The sequence below is a fragment of the Bacillus sp. IT-79MI2 genome, from assembly GCF_949768135.1.
Taxonomy (GTDB): Bacteria; Bacillota; Bacilli; order Bacillales; family Bacillaceae_G; genus Bacillus_A; species Bacillus_A pseudomycoides.
Genome location: NZ_CATKPV010000033.1, coordinates 114,611 through 132,971, shown reverse-complemented (window position 1 = coordinate 132,971; position 18,361 = coordinate 114,611). Strand labels below are relative to the sequence as shown.

Sequence of the window (18,361 nt, the reverse complement as noted above, 5' to 3'; positions counted from 1 at the left end):
CCCTAATTTGGGAACACGTTCCATCTCCAACCTTTTTTACCTGTTGTAAAGGACCAAACTGGTGAAGTCACTTGACCACCATATCGGTCTTCGACTTTTATATACCATTGATACGTCGTATTTTCCTTTAAATTCTCCAATTTTACTTTTGCGTTGCGCCAATTCGCCACAAAATTATCTTTACCGATTACTTCATTCGTGTACACGTTTACTTCTACATAGTCTGTTGCGACTTGTTTTATCGCAGGTTGTAAATCAACGTCTAATTCAAATTCATCTTTTCCTGGATACTCTTCTGGTTTATAAAAATTATACTCATTTAAATATGGAGAGTACGTTTTGACATACATTTTGTTCGCAGTTGTATCAAATTGTAAAAGTCGCATATAGCCTTGTCCCCCTTCTGGGCCACCTTGATAATCCGCCAGCATTTGATATACTTTACGATCTACGATGCCGTCCCCATTCTCATCAATTTCATCAACTAATGTCTCACTATCGTGATAATGTCCACTCAACACAGCTAACACATTCTTATTCGGTTTAACTACTTCATTAAAAATTTTGTCACCAATCGGACTACGATTGCCTGATACAAGTAAATATTCATGGAATGATAAAATCGCTTTTCGATTCGGATATTTCTGCAATACTTCCTTCATCCATTGAATATCTTCATCTGTAACGCCCCATCCCATATACAGCATAATAAAATCGTTACCTTTTACTGAAATCAAATCATAATGTCCGCGGTTATCCTTATAACTTTCGCCATAAAATGGCTTATCTTTAAAACGCCAATCCCCAAAATATTTCGAGTATGCTGTATAGTCTTCATCTTTATGATTTACATCATGATTCCCGGCCAACACACCATACGGTACTTTCGCATTCTCAAGTACTTTCATGTATTCATCTGCGCGCTGCCATTGAAATTCTTGATATGACTTATCAACAAGATCCCCTGTATGGAATACATATTTAATATTTAATGGATCCTTTTGTGCAGCAATCCAGTCAACCTGACTTTTGTAAATATAGGGATAACTTTCAGAGTAATACTGTGTATCCGACATCCATACAAATGTGTAATCAAACTTATTTGGTGAACTTGGAATTTGGTCTTGCACAATTACACTTACTTTTTGATCTTTTACATATTCTTTCGCTAATACAGCACCTTTTAATTCAAAGTCCTTATCCCCAGCAATTTTCGATGTAAGTTCTGTCCACTTATTTGTCATGTAGTTCCAAGCATACATCGTAACTTTTCTTCCTTCTAGAGAATGTCCATACCATTTTACTTCTACCGTATCATCGTTTTTCACATCATCAGCAACCGCTACATCAAAACGATGATATGGAAATTTCTCTGTTGATTCCGTTGTATAATATTTCCCATCTTTTTTACTAACTTTACTTAGCTGATCTTGGTCAAAACTTTTCTCACCATTCACAGAAAAAGCTTGTGGTGGTTCTTGTTCTATCGAATTTTCGGTAATTTTCATACGATCCGTTTCATTCGGCTTATACGTATATCCTTTATAAAATGTTGCCTTCATTGCGTCATTTGTTGGATCAGTTACTTTTGCTTCAAGTGTCGGATTCGTGCTCACATTTTTTTCTCCATCTTTAGGTGCAATTGGAGTAGGATCTGTTGGATTTTCTGCCCAAGTTTCAAACATAATTGTCTTTTCTTCACGATTTCCTACCTGATCCTCAGCCTCTACATGTAACTCATGCTTTCCTGCTGCTAATTGTGCAGATGATGTTTCATAAGGAGTTACAATTTCCTTACCATCCAATATAACTTTTTTACTTTTCACTCCTGCTACATCATCTGTAACCGTTACATCAATTGGAATTTTCCCTTTATATTTTTTCTCGTTCTGTACCGTAGTTGAAATCTTTGGTGGTGTATTATCAACTTTTACATCTGCAACGACTTCTTTATTCACACCATCTTGCACTGCAATTCGATGCTTTCCATCCTTCACTTGTTTTGTATCCCATAAATATGCATTCGAAATAAACTTATCCTCTGGAACTTGGAATCCGAACGTAAATACTGGTGTTGATGTATCTCCATCACCAATTGATAACTCCTGATTTGGATTTGCAAAATTCGGATCATATAAAGTCGTTCCATCCGCTAATACAAGGCGAACATTTTTCAAATAAAAATCATCTTTATTCTCTTCAACTCGATTGTCAAATGGTGACGTCTTTGTGCCAGATCGAATATCAATTTTGAACGGCTCATTATATTTAATTTTTGATTGATCAATTTTTACAGTTAATGTGACATAATCACTATACGTATCATCAAATATACGTAATACTTCATTCCCAATTGTGACTGCGTTTTTAAAATACAAGTCAGTTTGCTTCACATCGAAAGCAAAATAAGCAGGCTTCTCTAACGAACGATATGTGTTCGTCTCAACTTTCTTTCCATCCACTAAAAGAGCAAGTCGTTCAGCCCCAACCGACGAAGAGGTTCCTTTTAATAAAACTTGATTTGCAACCACTTCATCATCTTTTACATTAAGACGAAGAGGTCCTTTATCTTTCTCCCCAGCTATTTGCACTGAATACATATCACTTTTTACTACATTGAAGCCATCAGAAGCTTCCAAGTAATATGTCACTTTCTCTTTTCCAATTAATTCAGGTGAATAAATGGTATAATGATATTTTTTATCTACACGATTCTCTACTAAATTTTCAGCCTTATATTCTGCATTCGGATTCGTTTTGTAATATAATTTCACACTCTTAACACGTTCGTTATCAAGAACAGAAAAACCCAATTTATGATCTTGAAATTCAGAAATTAGCCCTTCTGCCACTTTATGTGAAATCGTCGGTGCAATCGTATCTTCTTTCAAGGCAACTCGTTCAGCTGGTACTTGTCCTTCGAATATAGTTCCAGGCGATGCATTATGTTCTGCACCACTGACCTTTTGCATAGTTTGCGAGCCATCTTGAGGATAGCGATATAAAATTCCCTTATTAGCTTTCACATCTGCTTGATTTGCTTGATCATTATAGTAAGCAGATGCAATTTCTGTCCCCGTCTTTGTTGCAACGACAATGCCACGTGCACTTCCATTCGCCATTCCATTTGAATATATTCTAACAATATTTTTATTTTCTACTAAGTTCACACCAAATTGTTTATTAAAGTCAGCAACGTTTTTCTCATTGTTTTCACCATTTATAATCCAAAATACGAGAGACTGCCCTGATGGAATTACAACATCATCGGGAGTAGATCCCCAAATGAGATCACCTTCTGGTCCTTCAGATGGATAACGATATCGAATTGTATAATCCTTAAAATTAAGATCTTGTGTGCTATTGTTATACACTTCAATAAATTCATATCCATCTGCTTTTCCAACATTCGTCGTGTCCGGCGTCACTTCGGTAATCAAAAATGGCGGTACGCTTTGTGGATCTATTTTTTTATGCTCTATTTTTGTTTCATAAGATTTTTCAATTGTTTCTTGATTCCCTTGCACGACAATTTTATAGAATAATGAATTTCTCCATAGCTCTTTTTGAGGAATTGTCACCTTATAAACATTGCTATTTCCTTCTTTATTCATCTGCAATTTTTTGTGTGCTAACTTGCCATCTTGGGTATACAAAACTGCTACATTCTCTCCGCCCTTAATCGTTGCAGTGATAGTTAAATCTTCTGTTACTATATGAGCAGGTAATGCCGTATGCTCAATCGAAACGCCTACTTGATCTGATTGTTTTACTGGCTCTAGCGGTACTTGAAATGGTATTTGCACACCAGGTGTTCCTTTTTCAAACCAACCTACTTTTTGCATTTCAGTACTTTCGGTTTTGTATGCATACGCCATACTCTGACCAACCTTTACATCCTCTTTCCCATATGTTGCAGATGATAAAACTGTTCCGTACTGATCAGCAAATTGAATGGTTCTCCCAGCGCTATTAGACATTCCATCCACTTTAAGTGGAAGAACTTGTTCCTCGGTTATATTCCCACCGTATGCTTGAATAAAGTCTTGTTTTGATAATGCTGCGTTTCCTTCATTTTTAATCCAAAACACTTTCGTTCCTTTTGATGGAATTGTTGCATTTTCTGTGAAATTCCAATCTTCACTTCCAGTTTCTGAATACTTATAAATAAGTTTATAATCTTTCAACTGTATTGCTTCACTAGAATTATTGTATATTTCTATAAACTCATATCCATCTTTCCCGTTCACATTTATCGTATCTGGCATTAGTTCAGTAATCATAACTGCCCTATTCTTTGTATAATCCTCTACATGACGCTCAACAGCACTTACATATTGTTCTTTTTCTGGAAAGGTAACAACCTTTCCATCCTGTTCAATTTCAAACCAATATGTAAACGTATCAGACCAAACATCTAGCTTTGGAACAACAGTAGAATACAAATTATTCTCACCTTTGTTCATTTCCAGTTTTTTCACTAACAAACCGGACGCACTACGATATACAAGGTTTACTTTTGCCTTATCGTATACACTCGCTAACTGAAGTTCAATCGGTAAATCTTCATGTGCATTAATTTTCATTTTAGGTACATGCGCTGTTTCTTGTAATGACTTTTCTTTTTGATTATTATCTTTTTGTGCAGGCTGCTTTTCTATCGTTTCTTTGGAGTTTGGTTGTGTGGGCTCTAGTTGTTTGGAGTCTGGCTGGACTGCCTCTTTTTGTGTGGGTTCTGTAGGTGGTTTTTCTTTTTTATGCGATTGGAATACAGTGTAAGTCCCAGGTGATGGTATTTCATTTTTTATTTCTTTCTTTGTTTCATTCCAAAAAGAATGAATTGATACATCTTTATTCTCTTTTCTTGTTTCAATGACATCTACCGTTTCATTTTTTTCAGTCGTTACTTCAATCCTAATTTGTTTATCACTTAAATCCTCAGTAGCAAATAAAACTTGTTCTTCTTTTATTTCCGTCTTATAGCGCTCATTAATCTCATTAACTGTTTTATTTCCAAATACGATTAACTTCGTTTCTTTTGGTTGTACAGATTGCTTTTCATTTTCATCTTTAAGTTTTAGCACTTTTCCATTGACCTTCAGTTGAACATTCTTCATATCCATAACTTTCGCTGATGGGTTATACAATTCGATATAGCGTAGATCGTCCGTATAATGAACTTCTGAAATGAGAGCTTGCTGATTTTGTTCCTTCTCCTCAGCAAAAGTGACATGGCCTGGCCCAGTCAACGTTTGAAGTAAGAAAGTCGCTACAACTGCTGAACGGATTACTTTTTTAAGCATTTCCTATCCCCCTTTAAATTTTTCATTACAACTTTCATTGTATTTGTCATTTGTTAAGGGAATATGAAATATTTGTAAGTAATTATTATGTTTATGTCGAAAAAACTTCAACCATTAAGGCTGAAGTTTTTTAACACATTCTTCATAAATCATACGATGCGATTTAGAAAAAGGTAATTTTTCAAATTCTTCTTTAGATACAACTTTTAATGTATCTGTTTCTTTAATAGCACTTGTTACCTTCCCATAAAATACAAATACATCCCATGTCCGATGAGTAAAAGTATGTTGCACATTCATTGCATACTCATCGATGGAAATAGAAATGGAAAAGTTCTCTTTCATATAATCAGTAAGCTGTTGTTTCTGATTTCGAATCCCTTCGCTAATTTCAACATTTGGGAATTCCCACATATTCGCAAGTAATCCTGTACTCGGTCTTTTGTTAATTACATAATTTCCATCTTCTGTTTGCAGCACACCCGCAACAAGCGGCACCATTTTAGGAGCTTTCGCCTTACTTTTGACCGGCAACTCTTTCTGTACACCTTCTGCATGACCACGACAGTGTTCCCGAACTGGACAAAGTAAACAAGCTGGATTTTTCGGAATACAAATGAGCGCACCTAGCTCCATTAAGCCTTGATTAAAATAAGACGGATTTTCCTTTGAAATGATTTCACGTACAATCTCTTCAAATACTTTTCGCGTCTTAGGTTTCGCAATATCATCCCAAACCGATAATATACGGGATAAAACACGCATTACATTTCCATCTACAGCTGGCTCTGGTATACCGTATGCAATACTTAAAATTGCACCTTTTGTGTATGGACCAACACCTTTTAATTTTTCAATTTTTTTCACATCACTTGGTACTTTTCCACCATATACTTCTTTTACTTCCTTCACCGCTGCATGTAAATTCCGCGCTCTAGAATAATAACCGAGGCCTTCCCATGCTTTTAATACCTCTTCATCATCTGCCGATGCCAACGCTTCTAATGTTGGGAACTTTCCCATAAAATTTGCGTAATATGGTTTTACAGCTTCCACTCTTGTTTGCTGCAACATAATTTCAGAAACCCAAACGCGATACGGATCTTTATTTTTACGCCACGGTAAATCACGCTGTTCTTTTTCAAACCAACTAATTAAATCATGTTGAAACTTCTCTATGTTAAAATCATCTAATATTTCAAGTGCCAAGCTTGATCCCCCTCATTTTTTGCATATACGTACTATTATAAAGATTTTAGGAAAAAATTTAAGTAAGATGATATAGGAAATAGAAGGCAAATGCCTTGAGATATCGAATAAAAAGAGTTACATTAATAAAAAACGGAGGTGTATTTCCATGGACACGGCCACTCACCTTGTTATGGGCGTCACATTAGGTGGTTTAGCAACGTTAGATCCAGCCATTAGCCAGAGTGATTTCGGACCACAAGCTGTTATGCTTGCAACGATCGCTGGCTCCAATATTCCTGATATTGATACCGTCTTAAAATTACGTAATAATGCAAAATATATACGAAACCATCGCGGGGTTACTCATTCCATTCCTGCTGTTATTCTCTGGTCTTTCCTTATAAGCGGAATTTCCTTTGCCTTCTTTACAGAAGCTCCCTATTTTCATCTACTACTTTGGTCATTTATCGCCGTCTTTCTTCACGTGTTTGTTGATATTTTTAACGCCTATGGTACACAAGCGTTGAGGCCTTTTACAAAAAGGTGGGTTGCATTAGGTGTAATTAATACATTTGATGCTGTTATTTTCTTTATCCATATACTCGCTATCGCTTGTATGGTTGTTGGCTCCCATAAAGGATATACTGCTTTAGCTGCATATATATTAATGTTTGTCTACTATGTCGGTCGAATTATAATGAGACAAAATGTAAAAAGTGTAGTTTACAAACGATTTGAAGATGTAGAGGAAGTCATTATTTCTCCTTCTTATCGCTTTTATCACTATCATTTGGCTATTGTAACAAAAAAACACTATTATGTTGCGCGTTGGCACCGCGGCCATATTATGGTGCATGATAAATTTGATCGTATTCCACTTCCGGATAATAAAATTATGCGAGCTGCACAAAAAGATGAAAACATTTCTGCTTTTTTATCTTTTTCACCCGTATACCGCTGGGATATTTTTGATTACGACAACTATTATGAAGTGCGTTTTATCGATTTACGGTACCGTAGTAAAGACTATTACCCATTCGTTGCAATTGTCCAACTGGATCAAAATTTAAATATTATTAGTTCCTATACTGGATGGATTTTTAGTGAAGAAAAGCTTCGTAAAAAATTGGAATTGATTCCGCATTAAAAAAAGCGACCAACTTCGGTCGCTTTTTTTAATGCTTTAAATGATCATCTTGATTAATTAAATGACTATATTTCGGATTATTCGTGCGGATTTCATGAAGACGCTCACCATGGTTATTAATCCATGTTCTTACAATTTGTTCCGTCATTTCTTCACCTTGATAACGACCAGACTTTGCATACGTTACTTGGAAGTCCTCCCATAATAACTCAATCCATGCACGAGCCTGAGAATAAGACAGAAAGCTATTTTTTTCAAGTAATTCTTTTGTTAATACTTCATACTTATCATTCATTATTTATTTCTCCTTTTATTAATTTCGTACTTTATTTCCAAACCTCATTACCACATCAAAATTATAAATGAACAAAAGGATACACGCATTCATGAACTTCTTCCATCGCCAACAGAAGTTTCATTTTATGTTCAAGCATAATTTTCTCTATTTTGCACATTCTATTAATGATACTTCTTAGTAAGTATCATTTAATAATGAGGGGGCGTTCTTCTTGGGTAGACAAGCCGAATTTTGGTCTGAATCAAAAAACAACAGCAAAATCGAGGGTCCAACGAAAGCAAAAGCTCGTTTTGCTTCGAAAAGACCTAACGGCACAATTAACACGCACCCACAGGAACGTATGCGTGCCGCAAATCATCAGGAAGAGTAAAAACAATAGTCCGTTCTAAAGAGTTATTGCAATTAACTTCCTACATGAGGTGATAAAGATGAGCTACCGTAATCATTTAGATCGTCGTTCTGAATTATTCAACCCTACCTGGGCACGTCCGAAACATGCAAAAGCGCAAGTAAATGGACAGACGCAACAAACCCAGTCTCTCATTATTTTGGCGAATGAGATGAGAAAACGCCAAATTTAATTGCCTATCTCCTTTAACAACTACGAAAAATGAAAACCAGAGCAGCCAAGGCTCTCTGGTTTTTTATTTCTCTTGTAATAGCGAAATAGGAATACCAATTTCCTCTGTCTCCTTTTGTTTATGTCCCCAAGCAAATACCCCATTGAAATACGTAATCGTAAAGAAGACACCCGGTTCTTCTATAAGTTCATACGTTTCACCAATCTGAAATGCGTTTACATCTGTCATATAAGCACGAGCCATTGCCATTTTTCTCATTAATACGTCAAACTCATTTACTATACCAAGCTGCTCTGCTTTCACAGCCTGTTCTTTTAAAATGCCAATTTCCTCTCTTAACTCATGTGGTGTCATATCACTATAACGTTTTGGCATATTCAGCATATTCTCTCATCCCTCTTCACGTTTCATTTGTAAAAATGTCTCTATCTCATCAATAGAAAATCCTTTTCGATATAATGCTTGTTTCATCTTGTTTTCATATGTCCATCCATCATGCTTTTTATGCTTCTCATGATACTTATTTCCATGATATAACAATGCAGCTTGTTGCTGCGTATCATCCTTTTCCTCTTTTAATTCTTCTAGACAAATTTGAATTACATCACGATTATATCCTTTACGGACTAACATTTCTTCTAGCTTTTGTTTCATTTGTAAAAAAGAATGCTTTTGATAGGACTTTTTCTTTTTTTCTACAAGCTCAAAGGCATTTTCAATTTGCTTCTCTTTCGGATATTCTTGTAAACTATGAGTAATAATTATATCTTGGACACCTTTACTAAAAAGTTCCCGTCTAATAATTGTCGGTCCTTTTTGATTCACGTTACTATGAGTTCGCACATACGAAATGGCATACTCTTTATCATTAATATAGTGATCATGTAATAATTTCGAAATAACTTCAGAGATGACGGCTTGTCCAATTTCTTTTTTTCGTAAGTATTCTTCTACTTCCTGTTTCGTCCGCATTTGATAGGATAAATAAGAAATTGCTTGCAAATATGCTTTTTGTACTTCTTCATTGTATAAAATATTTGCTAACTCTACTTCATCGATTTCTAAACCCTTTTGCAAACCGTGCTTGATTAAGGTTACTTGATTCACACTAAATCCGTATTCTTCACCTTGTCCTTTATCAATATAAATATTAAATCGTTCTTTCGTTCGTTTTTGTACTTCTATTTTTGTAATGACAGCCATATTCTTCACCCCGCTACTATTTTAACATAGTTGCGGAACAATTTTGCTTTTCATGAATATATATAATGAGGAGGAAGTTCAGTTGAAAATTGCAATTTCTGGGGGAACTGGTTTTATCGGTAAAGCATTAGCTACTTTTTTAAGCCTAAAAGGGTACACCATTTACATTCTTACCCGAGAAAAAAAAGAGACCCCTTTCAACTCTAACATTTACTACGTCCAATGGGATAAATGCTCACCTAAATTCCCTCTCACCTCTATCGATGTTGTTGTTAATCTAGCTGGAGAATCTATTAATAACGGTCGATGGACAAAGAAGCAGAAAGAAAACATTATAACGAGTCGTCTTCATACAACACATAGTCTCATCAAACAATTACAAACATTACCAAATAAGCCCCATACTTTTATTAACGCTAGCGCAATTGGCTATTACGGTACATCTGAAACAAAAATTTTTACAGAACAGAACAAAGAACATGGCAGTGACTTTTTAGCAACTACAGTAAAACTATGGGAAGAAGCAGCCTCTCATGCAACTTCTCTCGGAATTCGAACCGTCTATACACGCTTTGGAATTGTTTTAGGAAAAGAGGGTGGTGCCCTTCCTAAAATATTGCTTCCCTACAAGTTATTTATTGGTGGAACAATCGGTTCAGGTAATCAGTGGCTGTCTTGGATTCATCTAGATGATGTCATCCGCATGATTGATTTTGCAATAGACACAAAAGAAATAGAAGGCCCTCTTAACATTACAGCACCAAATCCTACAACAATGAAAGAGTTTGGAAAGACACTTTCATTTATCATGCATCGCCCACATTGGCTTCCCGTTCCAGCATTTGCACTACATGCTTTACTTGGAGAAATGAGTATGCTTGTGCTACAAGGACAACATGTATTGCCTAACAAAGCAATACAGCACGGATACCAATATTCGTTTCCTACATTAAACCATGCATTACAAAATATTATATTGCATACACTGTAGTACTTCTGAAATAAACCCATTAAAATTGTTCTATTTACTAATTTAAAGGTTATTAGCCAATGGAAATGAGGTATCTATGAAAACGCTATTTAAGCAGGCCATTGTATATCCCATTACTTCTTCCAAATTTCAAGGAGATGTATTGGTTAAACACAATCAAATCGCTGCGATAAAACCACATATTGAGCCCTCTCAAGATATGACTGTTATTGATGCAAGAGCCCTTCACCTCTTACCAGGATTTATCGATGTGCATACTCATCTTGGCCTATACGATGAAGGGACTGGATGGGCTGGAAATGATGCCAATGAAACATCTGAAGTATTAACACCACATATTCGTTCTTTAGATGGTATCCATCCTTTTGATATTGCTTTTCAAGATGCGGTTCAAAATGGGGTTACAACTGCCCACGTTATGCCTGGAAGTCAAAATATTATTGGCGGGACAACATGTGTGATTAAAACTGCCGGAACTTGTATCGATCATATGATTATTCAAGAACCTGCTGGATTAAAAATTGCATTTGGAGAAAATCCAAAACGAGTTCATAGTAATGGCACAAAAGAATCGATTACTCGTATGGGGATTATGGGATTGCTTCGTGAATCTTTTTACGAAGCACAACATTATGGAAACGAAGCAGATTTTCGAATGCTCCCTATTCTAAAAGCTTTGCGCCGAGAAATTCCAGTACGTATTCATGCTCATCGGGCAGATGACATTCTTTCCTCTCTTCGCTTTGCAAAAGAATTCAATCTTGATTTACGTATTGAACACTGCACAGAAGGGCATTTTATTGTAAAAGAACTTGCCAATCAAAATTTAAAAATATCTGTTGGTCCGACATTAACACGCCGATCAAAAATTGAACTCAAAAATAAATCATGGGATACTTACCATACTTTATCAAAGCATGGGATAGAAGTTTCGATTACAACAGATCATCCCTATACTCCCATTCAATATTTAAATGTTTGTGCAGCCATCGCTGTCAGGGAAGGATTAGATGAAAGAATTGCATTAGAAGGAGTTACAATCATTCCCGCTCGAAACTTACGTTTAGAGAAAAGAATTGGAAGTATTGAAGTTGGAAAAGATGCCGATCTTGTGTTATGGACACATCACCCATTTCATTACTTAGCCAAGCCCGTACTAACTATGATTGACGGAAAAATAATTTACAAAAAAAATAAAAAAAATTAGTTTATTTTTTTGACTAGATAAAGTATTATACGATTATAAACTGAATGAAACCATAATCAATTTGTGTCGTGATTTTTCATTTCAAATTGATGAATGGGGAAGGCAAATGGTGCGCCACCAGCGTTATAGACTGGTTCTAGTGGGTTCGATTCCCACCCCGAAATTTTTTAAAGGTTGATATAAAAATTTCGAGGGTGGGGTGTTTTTTCGTCATGCTACCCTCATGTGAGGAGGAGTTAGTATGTTAAAAAAACGCGACTTACACGACAGCCACGTTCTATATGATTTAATGGTGGATCCTGCTGTCTTCCCTTTTGTGCGTCAAAAAGCTTATTCATACGAAGAGTTTTTATTTTTAACAAAGCAAACAATAGAAGCAGAAGAGCGTGGTGAATTAATTTCACGCACAATTTTAGATGAATGGGGAAACCCTATCGGCACGATTACTTTATTTGATGTGCAAGAAAAAGCTGGTTTTCTTGGTACATGGCTTGGAAAACCGTATCATGGCCAGGGGTATAATAAATTAGCAAAAGATGCTTTTTTCAGCGAGCTTTTCTATGAGTTAGATATTGAAACAATCTTTATGCGTATTCGCAAAGTAAATATTCGTTCGATGAAAGCAGCTGAAAAACTACCATATGTAAACCTAGCAAACGAAACTAGAAAAGCTGTTTATGATCAAATTAACGCAATCGAAGAAGTATATAGCTTATATGAAATTCCAAAAGATCAATATACTCTTTCTACAATGCGTGATACCACATTCCAAGATACTCATCATTTAAAAGAAGCGTAGTATGTCACTAATTATAAAGTGAAATTTTAATCAGTGGGGGCCTTACTGCCCGCGAATAGCGGGATAAAATGAATATACTTGTTTATTGTGTATACCTCTTTATGTCATTGGAAATGATAGATAATAACTTTATGACACGAGGTGATTTGTAATGGATAGAAAGAAACGTGAAAAAGCAAGAAATACATTAAATAGTACACAAGAGGTTCTTTATCAGCGCGAGTTTCGAAGAGCAGATCGTGCAGCGGGATATCGTCCTAAAGGTGTATAATTATAAAGTGAAATTTTAATCAATGGGTGCTTTATCCTTCACTGATTATCAGCCCTCACCAATCGGGCTTTTACGGGCAGTTGATCACTTAACTTCTTTGCTTTCGTCAAAGTTTGAGATGGAATTTTACTGCCCACAAATAGTGGGATAAAGTGAAACTTGAGGTGATTTTTTTACCCTCTCCTACCATTTACTTTTTGGATGACAAAGTAAAGATTTACCCCTTATATTATAAGGGGTATTTTTTGTGGAAAACTTTATCCACAGAATTAATAGAATTGTGTATAAATTTATCGATTCTTTTGGATTATTATAAACTTAATCACAAATATCATGTTTATTTTGTGGATAATTTTTCTGAAAATTGTGGACAATGTGGATATCATTGTTAATATTCCGACTTTACCGTCTATTGAAACCACATTCTTTTGTGGATAACATACAACCAAAATATAAAGTGAAACTTAATCCCTCACTGATTATTAGCCCTTACCAATCGAGCTTTTATGGATAGTTAATCTCACACCTAATTTCTTTGCTTTGGCTGCGCTTTGAGATAGGGATCCTATTAAAGCTTATGATTTTATTAACTGCCGATGCATATATACCTTCTTACTAACTCTATTCATTATACTGAATTCCTACAAAACAACAAAAACCCCTCTTTCAAAATAAAAAGAGGGTTTCATATTACGTAAAAGATTGAGCAAGGGCTGGTGACTTGATTGGCATATGATTAGGCTGCACATGATTTTCTTCTAAGATTGTATCAACAATGTGACAAGCCGGCTCCGGACGATAGATACCTTTCATCGCTTCTTTCATCTGTAAAAGCTTCATATCATCTTCTAATAGTGCCTTTGTTTTCGCAAAAATGTCCTCATCTTCGCGAATTACAAGTGCAGCTCCTTTTTTTTCAAAATACATTGCATTTTCATTTTCTTGTCCCGGTACTGGTTTATATAAAATGACAGGTACTTGTAAAGCTGCCGCTTCGCTTAATGTAATGCCTCCTGGCTTTGTAATCATACAAGAGGTAATACGGAATAACTCATCGATATTCTCTACATAACCAAATACTGTTAATGCCTCAGGCTTTTGTTCCTTAAGCCCTAATAACTCTTGTTTTAAGGCTTCATTTTTCCCACAGACAACAGCTATTTGAAGATTAGGAACTGTCATAAATGATTGACATAATTCTTTTACATTTCCTAATACACCATGGGCACCTGCTACAATAAGTAAAATCTTTTTCTCACGAGATAAGTGATATTTACTATACAGAATTTCTGGATTAATAGCTCCCTCGAAGCTTTTACGAATTGGAATCCCAGTTTCTACGATTTGCTCTGAAGGTACACCAATTTCAACCATTACTTTTTTCACATGATCTGTCGCTACAAAATAACGATCTACTTCACGATGAATCCATATTTTGTGTAAACAAAAATCTGTTAACACATTATAAACAGGAATTGAGAAACCTGTTTGTTTTTTCAATTCCGGTACTGCAATAATTGGAAATGTATTAATAACAATGTCTGGTTTTTCTGCATGTAATAATGCTTTTAAGCGTTTTCTCCCAAAATTCGCATACCACGATGCAATTTTCTTATCGTAAATCTTTTCTACACCATAATAAAATAAGCGATATAGCTCTTTACCTATTGTATAACTTTTCAAGTATAAATATTTTGTAATATCCGTTATGACTGGATGTGACTCTCCAAATAGGTCACACACAATCACATCCTCAATTCCTTTTTGACGAAATGTTTGTGCTAATGTTTTTGCTACTTGCACATGACCGTTACCGTAATGTGCAGTTAATATTAAAACCTTGGGGTTTTTTATCAAACAAATCCACTCCTAGCTTTTTCGCTTTTCCATATTGCATATACGACAATAGGAAAAACATTTTCCTAAAAAAAATTACATGTTTGGATTCCAACACTTTCATGTTAGCTATGTACCTGTCGTGGATATGCAAAGCATATAAGATTGACCCCTTAATCCTATCTGTGCTCATATCTTTACATTATACTTTCCTATCAGAGCTTTCGCAATAACTTACAAATGATCATATTTCATGATACTCACCCTGCTACTTCTTAATTCTTGTTACTATTTGGTTTTCCCTTTACAATTATGTAAATTTATCCTCTTATTTCTTTACAAAAATATGGATATTCTACTTTCAGTATACTCTTTTCTATAGATATACTCTAGATTTTATTAAAAGAAAGCAAAAAGCCTAACCCACCATCTGGATTAGACTGCTTGTAAAATATTTTTTGCCTTTTGAACACTTGTTTCTGTTGGAGGTTCTACCCCTTCAAGAGGATACTTATGTCCAAGTGCTTCCCATTTATATACACCAAGCTTGTGATATGGTAAGACTTCAACTTTCTTTACATTAGAAAGACTTTGAATGAAGCTAGATAATCTCTGCAAGTCTTCTTCACTATCTGTAACACCGGGAACTAATACGTGTCTTACCCAAATTGGTTTTTGTTTATCAGATAAATAACGAGCAAATTGTAGAATGTGTTCATTCGTTTTACCAGTTAATTTACGGTGCTTTTTAGGATCGATATGTTTTAAATCTAATAATACTAAATCTGTATAGTCCATTAAGATATCTAATTTTCTTTGGAACTCTGGCTCTTCAGAATAGCAGCCTCCAGAAGAATCGATTGTTGTATGAATTCCAATTTCTTTGCATTTCTTAAATAGCTCAATTAAAAAGTCTAACTGCAGTAATGGTTCCCCACCGCTCACAGTAATGCCACCACCGGAAGCTTCAATAAAGGGAAGGTAACATGTAACATCCTGCATCACTTCTTCAACTGTTATTTCTTTTCCTTTACCGATTTCCCACGTATCAGCATTATGACAATATTGGCAGCGTAATAGACACCCCTGTGTAAATATGACATAACGAATTCCTGGGCCATCAACAGTACCACAAGACTCTACAGAATGAATTCTTCCTTTTACCATGTTAACTTCCTCCTTTATTGAAACAGCCTCCCTCTGCTTTTATTACAACAGAGGGAAACTTTTTACTTACATACTTTCATGCATTGTACGGTTAATTACATCGATTTGTTGTTCACGAGTTAATTTAATGAAGTTAACTGCGTAACCAGATACACGAATTGTTAATTGTGGATATTTTTCAGGATGTTCCATTGCATCCATTAATGTTTCACGGTTAAATACGTTAATATTTAAGTGATGGCCTTCTTTTACAGCATATCCATCTAGCATAGATACTAAGTTGCGTACTTGTACATCATCTTCTTTACCAAGTGCTTTTGGAATAATTGAGAATGTATTAGAAATACCATCTTGTGCGTCTTCATATGGTAATTTTGCAACAGATAATAGTGATGCTAGTGCACCTTTTGTATCGCGTCCATGCATTGGATTTGCACCTGGTGCAAATGGCTCACCAGTACGACGACCGTCTGGAGTGTTACCAGTTTTCTTACCATATACAACGTTAGATGTAATTGTTAAGATTGACATTGTATGAACAGAGTTACGGTATGTTTTATGTTTACGAAGCTTGTTCATAAATGTTTTCACAAGGTTTACTGCAATTTCATCTACACGGTCATCGTTGTTACCGTATTTAGGGAAATCACCTTCAATTTCAAAGTCAACTGCAATGCCATTTTCATCACGAATTGGTTTTACTTTCGCATATTTAATTGCACTTAAAGAATCAGCTACTACAGATAATCCAGCGATACCTGTTGCCATTGTACGAAGAACATTTGTATCATGAAGTGCCATTTCAATGCGTTCATAGCTATATTTATCATGCATATAGTGAATTACATTTAATGTATTTAAATATAAACCTGCTAGCCATTCCATTGTCATATCAAATTTACGCATAACTTCTTCGTAATCTAATACTTCAGAAGTGATAGGTGCAAATTCAGGTCCAATTTGTTCTTTTGATTTTTCATCTTTACCGCCATTAATTGCATATAATAGTGTCTTAGCTAAGTTTGCACGAGCTCCGAAGAACTGCATTTGCTTACCGATTCTCATTGCAGACACACAACAAGCAATACCGTAATCATCGCCATACTCTGGGCGCATAATGTCATCATTTTCATATTGAATTGCAGATGTTTTAATAGACATTTTTGCACAGTAGTTTTTAAAGTTCTGTGGTAATTGTTTAGACCAAAGAACTGTTAAGTTTGGCTCTGGTGCTGGTCCTAAGTTATCTAATGTATGCAAGAAACGGAATGAGTTTTTCGTTACTAATGGACGACCATCAAGTGCAATACCACCAATAGATTCCGTTACCCAAGTTGGATCACCAGAGAATAATTCATTGTAATCAGGTGTTCTTGCAAATTTCACAAGACGTAATTTCATAATGAAGTGATCCACAATTTCTTGTGCTTCTTCTTCTGTTAATGTACCGTTTACTAAATCTCTTTCAATAAAGATATCTAAGAAAGTAGATGTACGGCCAAGACTCATCGCTGCACCGTTTTGTTCTTTAATCGCTGCAAGATAAGCAAAATATAACCATTGGAACGCTTCTTGTGCATTTGTTGCTGGTTTAGAAATATCAAAACCATGAGAAGCAGCCATTTGTTTTAATTCTTGAAGTGCACGCATTTGCTCAGATAACTCTTCACGTAAACGCATTGTCTCTTCGCTCATTACACCGCCAGTTAAATTTAAATCTTCTTTTTTCGCTTCAATTAAACGATCAACACCGTACAATGCAACGCGGCGATAGTCACCAATAATACGGCCACGGCCATATGCATCTGGAAGACCTGTAATAACGCCTGATTTACGAGCTGCTCTCATTTCAGGAGTATAAGCATCGAATACACCTTGGTTATGCGTTTTACGCCAATCTCTGAAAATACGGCTAAGTTCTTTATCCATTTCGTATCCATAAGCTTCACAAGCTTGCTCTGCCATGCGAATACCACCGTATGGTTGTAAAGAACGTTTAAATGGTTTGTCAGTTTGAAAACCAACTACTTTTTCAATATCTTTATTTAAATATCCTGGGTCATGCGATGTAATAGAAGAAACAATTTTTGTATCCATATCAAGGACGTCGCCATTTTCACGTTCTTGTTTTGTTAAATCCATAACTTGATCCCAAAGTTTCTTCGTTGCTTCTGTTGCTTCCTCTAAGAAAGTTTCATCACCTTCATAAATGTTTACATTATTTAAAATGAAATCGCGAACATCAATCTCTACTTTCCACTTTTCACCTTTAAAGTTTGTCCATGAATTTTTTGCATTTTCTAATACTTGAGTCATCCTAATCTCCTCCATTTTTTGATTAGTACAGGACTAAGATTTTTTATATAA

Annotated in this window: 15 protein-coding genes; 7 read left to right on the top strand and 8 right to left on the bottom strand. The window is 35.5% G+C overall.

Going from position 1 to position 18,361, the window contains the following annotated elements:
• Positions 1–2 precede the first annotated feature (2 nt).
• Both ACM6HU_RS02685 and mutY read right to left on the bottom strand, forming a co-directional pair.
• Positions 3–5,303 (bottom strand): lamin tail domain-containing protein, encoded by a 5,301-nt coding sequence (locus tag ACM6HU_RS02685; RefSeq protein ID WP_016112986.1) that lies wholly within the window; start codon positions 5,301–5,303, stop codon positions 3–5.
• Between the two features lie 114 nt (positions 5,304–5,417).
• Entirely contained in the window at positions 5,418–6,512 is a 1,095-nt protein-coding gene (gene mutY, locus ACM6HU_RS02680; protein ID WP_016112985.1) for an A/G-specific adenine glycosylase, read from the bottom strand.
• Positions 6,513–6,660: 148 nt separating this feature from the next.
• Here mutY and ACM6HU_RS02675 point away from each other — a divergent pair, with 148 nt between their 5' ends.
• Positions 6,661–7,641, top strand: coding sequence for a metal-dependent hydrolase (locus ACM6HU_RS02675; protein ID WP_016112984.1), 981 nt, complete (start codon positions 6,661–6,663; stop codon positions 7,639–7,641).
• Between the two features lie 28 nt (positions 7,642–7,669).
• On the opposite strand, the gene ACM6HU_RS02670 is transcribed toward ACM6HU_RS02675, so the two are convergent.
• Positions 7,670–7,936, bottom strand: a complete 267-nt coding sequence (locus ACM6HU_RS02670) for a YfhJ family protein (protein ID WP_003194903.1) — start codon at positions 7,934–7,936, stop codon at positions 7,670–7,672.
• A 214-nt stretch (positions 7,937–8,150) separates the two neighbouring features.
• Between ACM6HU_RS02670 and ACM6HU_RS02665 the strand changes: the two genes are divergently transcribed.
• A complete protein-coding gene (locus tag ACM6HU_RS02665) occupies positions 8,151–8,309 on the top strand; it encodes a small, acid-soluble spore protein K (RefSeq protein WP_016112983.1) in 159 nt (52 codons plus the stop codon).
• A 58-nt stretch (positions 8,310–8,367) separates the two neighbouring features.
• The gene (locus ACM6HU_RS02660) at positions 8,368–8,520 is read left to right on the top strand and encodes a YpzG family protein (RefSeq protein ID WP_000122139.1); all 153 of its coding nucleotides are present in this window, start codon (positions 8,368–8,370) and stop codon (positions 8,518–8,520) included.
• Between the two features lie 63 nt (positions 8,521–8,583).
• Here ACM6HU_RS02660 and ACM6HU_RS02655 read toward each other — a convergent pair whose 3' ends face one another.
• Entirely contained in the window at positions 8,584–8,901 is a 318-nt protein-coding gene (locus ACM6HU_RS02655; RefSeq protein ID WP_080119029.1) for a YfhH family protein, read from the bottom strand.
• 9 nt (positions 8,902–8,910) lie between these two features.
• Positions 8,911–9,723, bottom strand: coding sequence for a recombination regulator RecX (gene recX, locus ACM6HU_RS02650; RefSeq protein WP_003194898.1), 813 nt, complete (start codon positions 9,721–9,723; stop codon positions 8,911–8,913).
• A gap of 52 nt (positions 9,724–9,775) precedes the next feature.
• Between recX and ACM6HU_RS02645 the strand changes: the two genes are divergently transcribed.
• From ACM6HU_RS02645 to ACM6HU_RS02630, 4 genes are all read left to right on the top strand, one after another.
• Positions 9,776–10,714 (top strand): TIGR01777 family oxidoreductase, encoded by a 939-nt coding sequence (locus ACM6HU_RS02645; RefSeq protein ID WP_195743127.1) that lies wholly within the window; start codon positions 9,776–9,778, stop codon positions 10,712–10,714.
• Positions 10,715–10,790: 76 nt separating this feature from the next.
• Positions 10,791–11,921 carry an amidohydrolase gene (locus ACM6HU_RS02640; protein WP_016112980.1) on the top strand — a complete coding sequence of 377 codons (1,131 nt, stop codon included), beginning with the start codon at positions 10,791–10,793 and terminating at the stop codon, positions 11,919–11,921.
• A gap of 241 nt (positions 11,922–12,162) precedes the next feature.
• Entirely contained in the window at positions 12,163–12,720 is a 558-nt protein-coding gene (locus ACM6HU_RS02635) for a GNAT family N-acetyltransferase (protein WP_016112979.1), read from the top strand.
• A 151-nt stretch (positions 12,721–12,871) separates the two neighbouring features.
• On the top strand, positions 12,872–12,991 hold the full coding sequence (locus ACM6HU_RS02630) for a YfhE family protein (RefSeq protein WP_003194890.1): 120 nt from the start codon (positions 12,872–12,874) through the stop codon (positions 12,989–12,991).
• A 690-nt stretch (positions 12,992–13,681) separates the two neighbouring features.
• Here the strand turns inward: ACM6HU_RS02630 and ACM6HU_RS02625 are convergent.
• From ACM6HU_RS02625 to pflB, 3 genes are all read right to left on the bottom strand, one after another.
• On the bottom strand, positions 13,682–14,848 hold the full coding sequence (locus ACM6HU_RS02625) for a diglucosyl diacylglycerol synthase (protein ID WP_016112978.1): 1,167 nt from the start codon (positions 14,846–14,848) through the stop codon (positions 13,682–13,684).
• A gap of 414 nt (positions 14,849–15,262) precedes the next feature.
• A complete protein-coding gene (pflA, locus tag ACM6HU_RS02620; RefSeq protein WP_016112977.1) occupies positions 15,263–15,994 on the bottom strand; it encodes a pyruvate formate-lyase-activating protein in 732 nt (243 codons plus the stop codon).
• 66 nt (positions 15,995–16,060) lie between these two features.
• The gene (gene pflB, locus ACM6HU_RS02615) at positions 16,061–18,310 is read right to left on the bottom strand and encodes a formate C-acetyltransferase (protein WP_016132376.1); all 2,250 of its coding nucleotides are present in this window, start codon (positions 18,308–18,310) and stop codon (positions 16,061–16,063) included.
• Positions 18,311–18,361 lie beyond the last annotated feature (51 nt).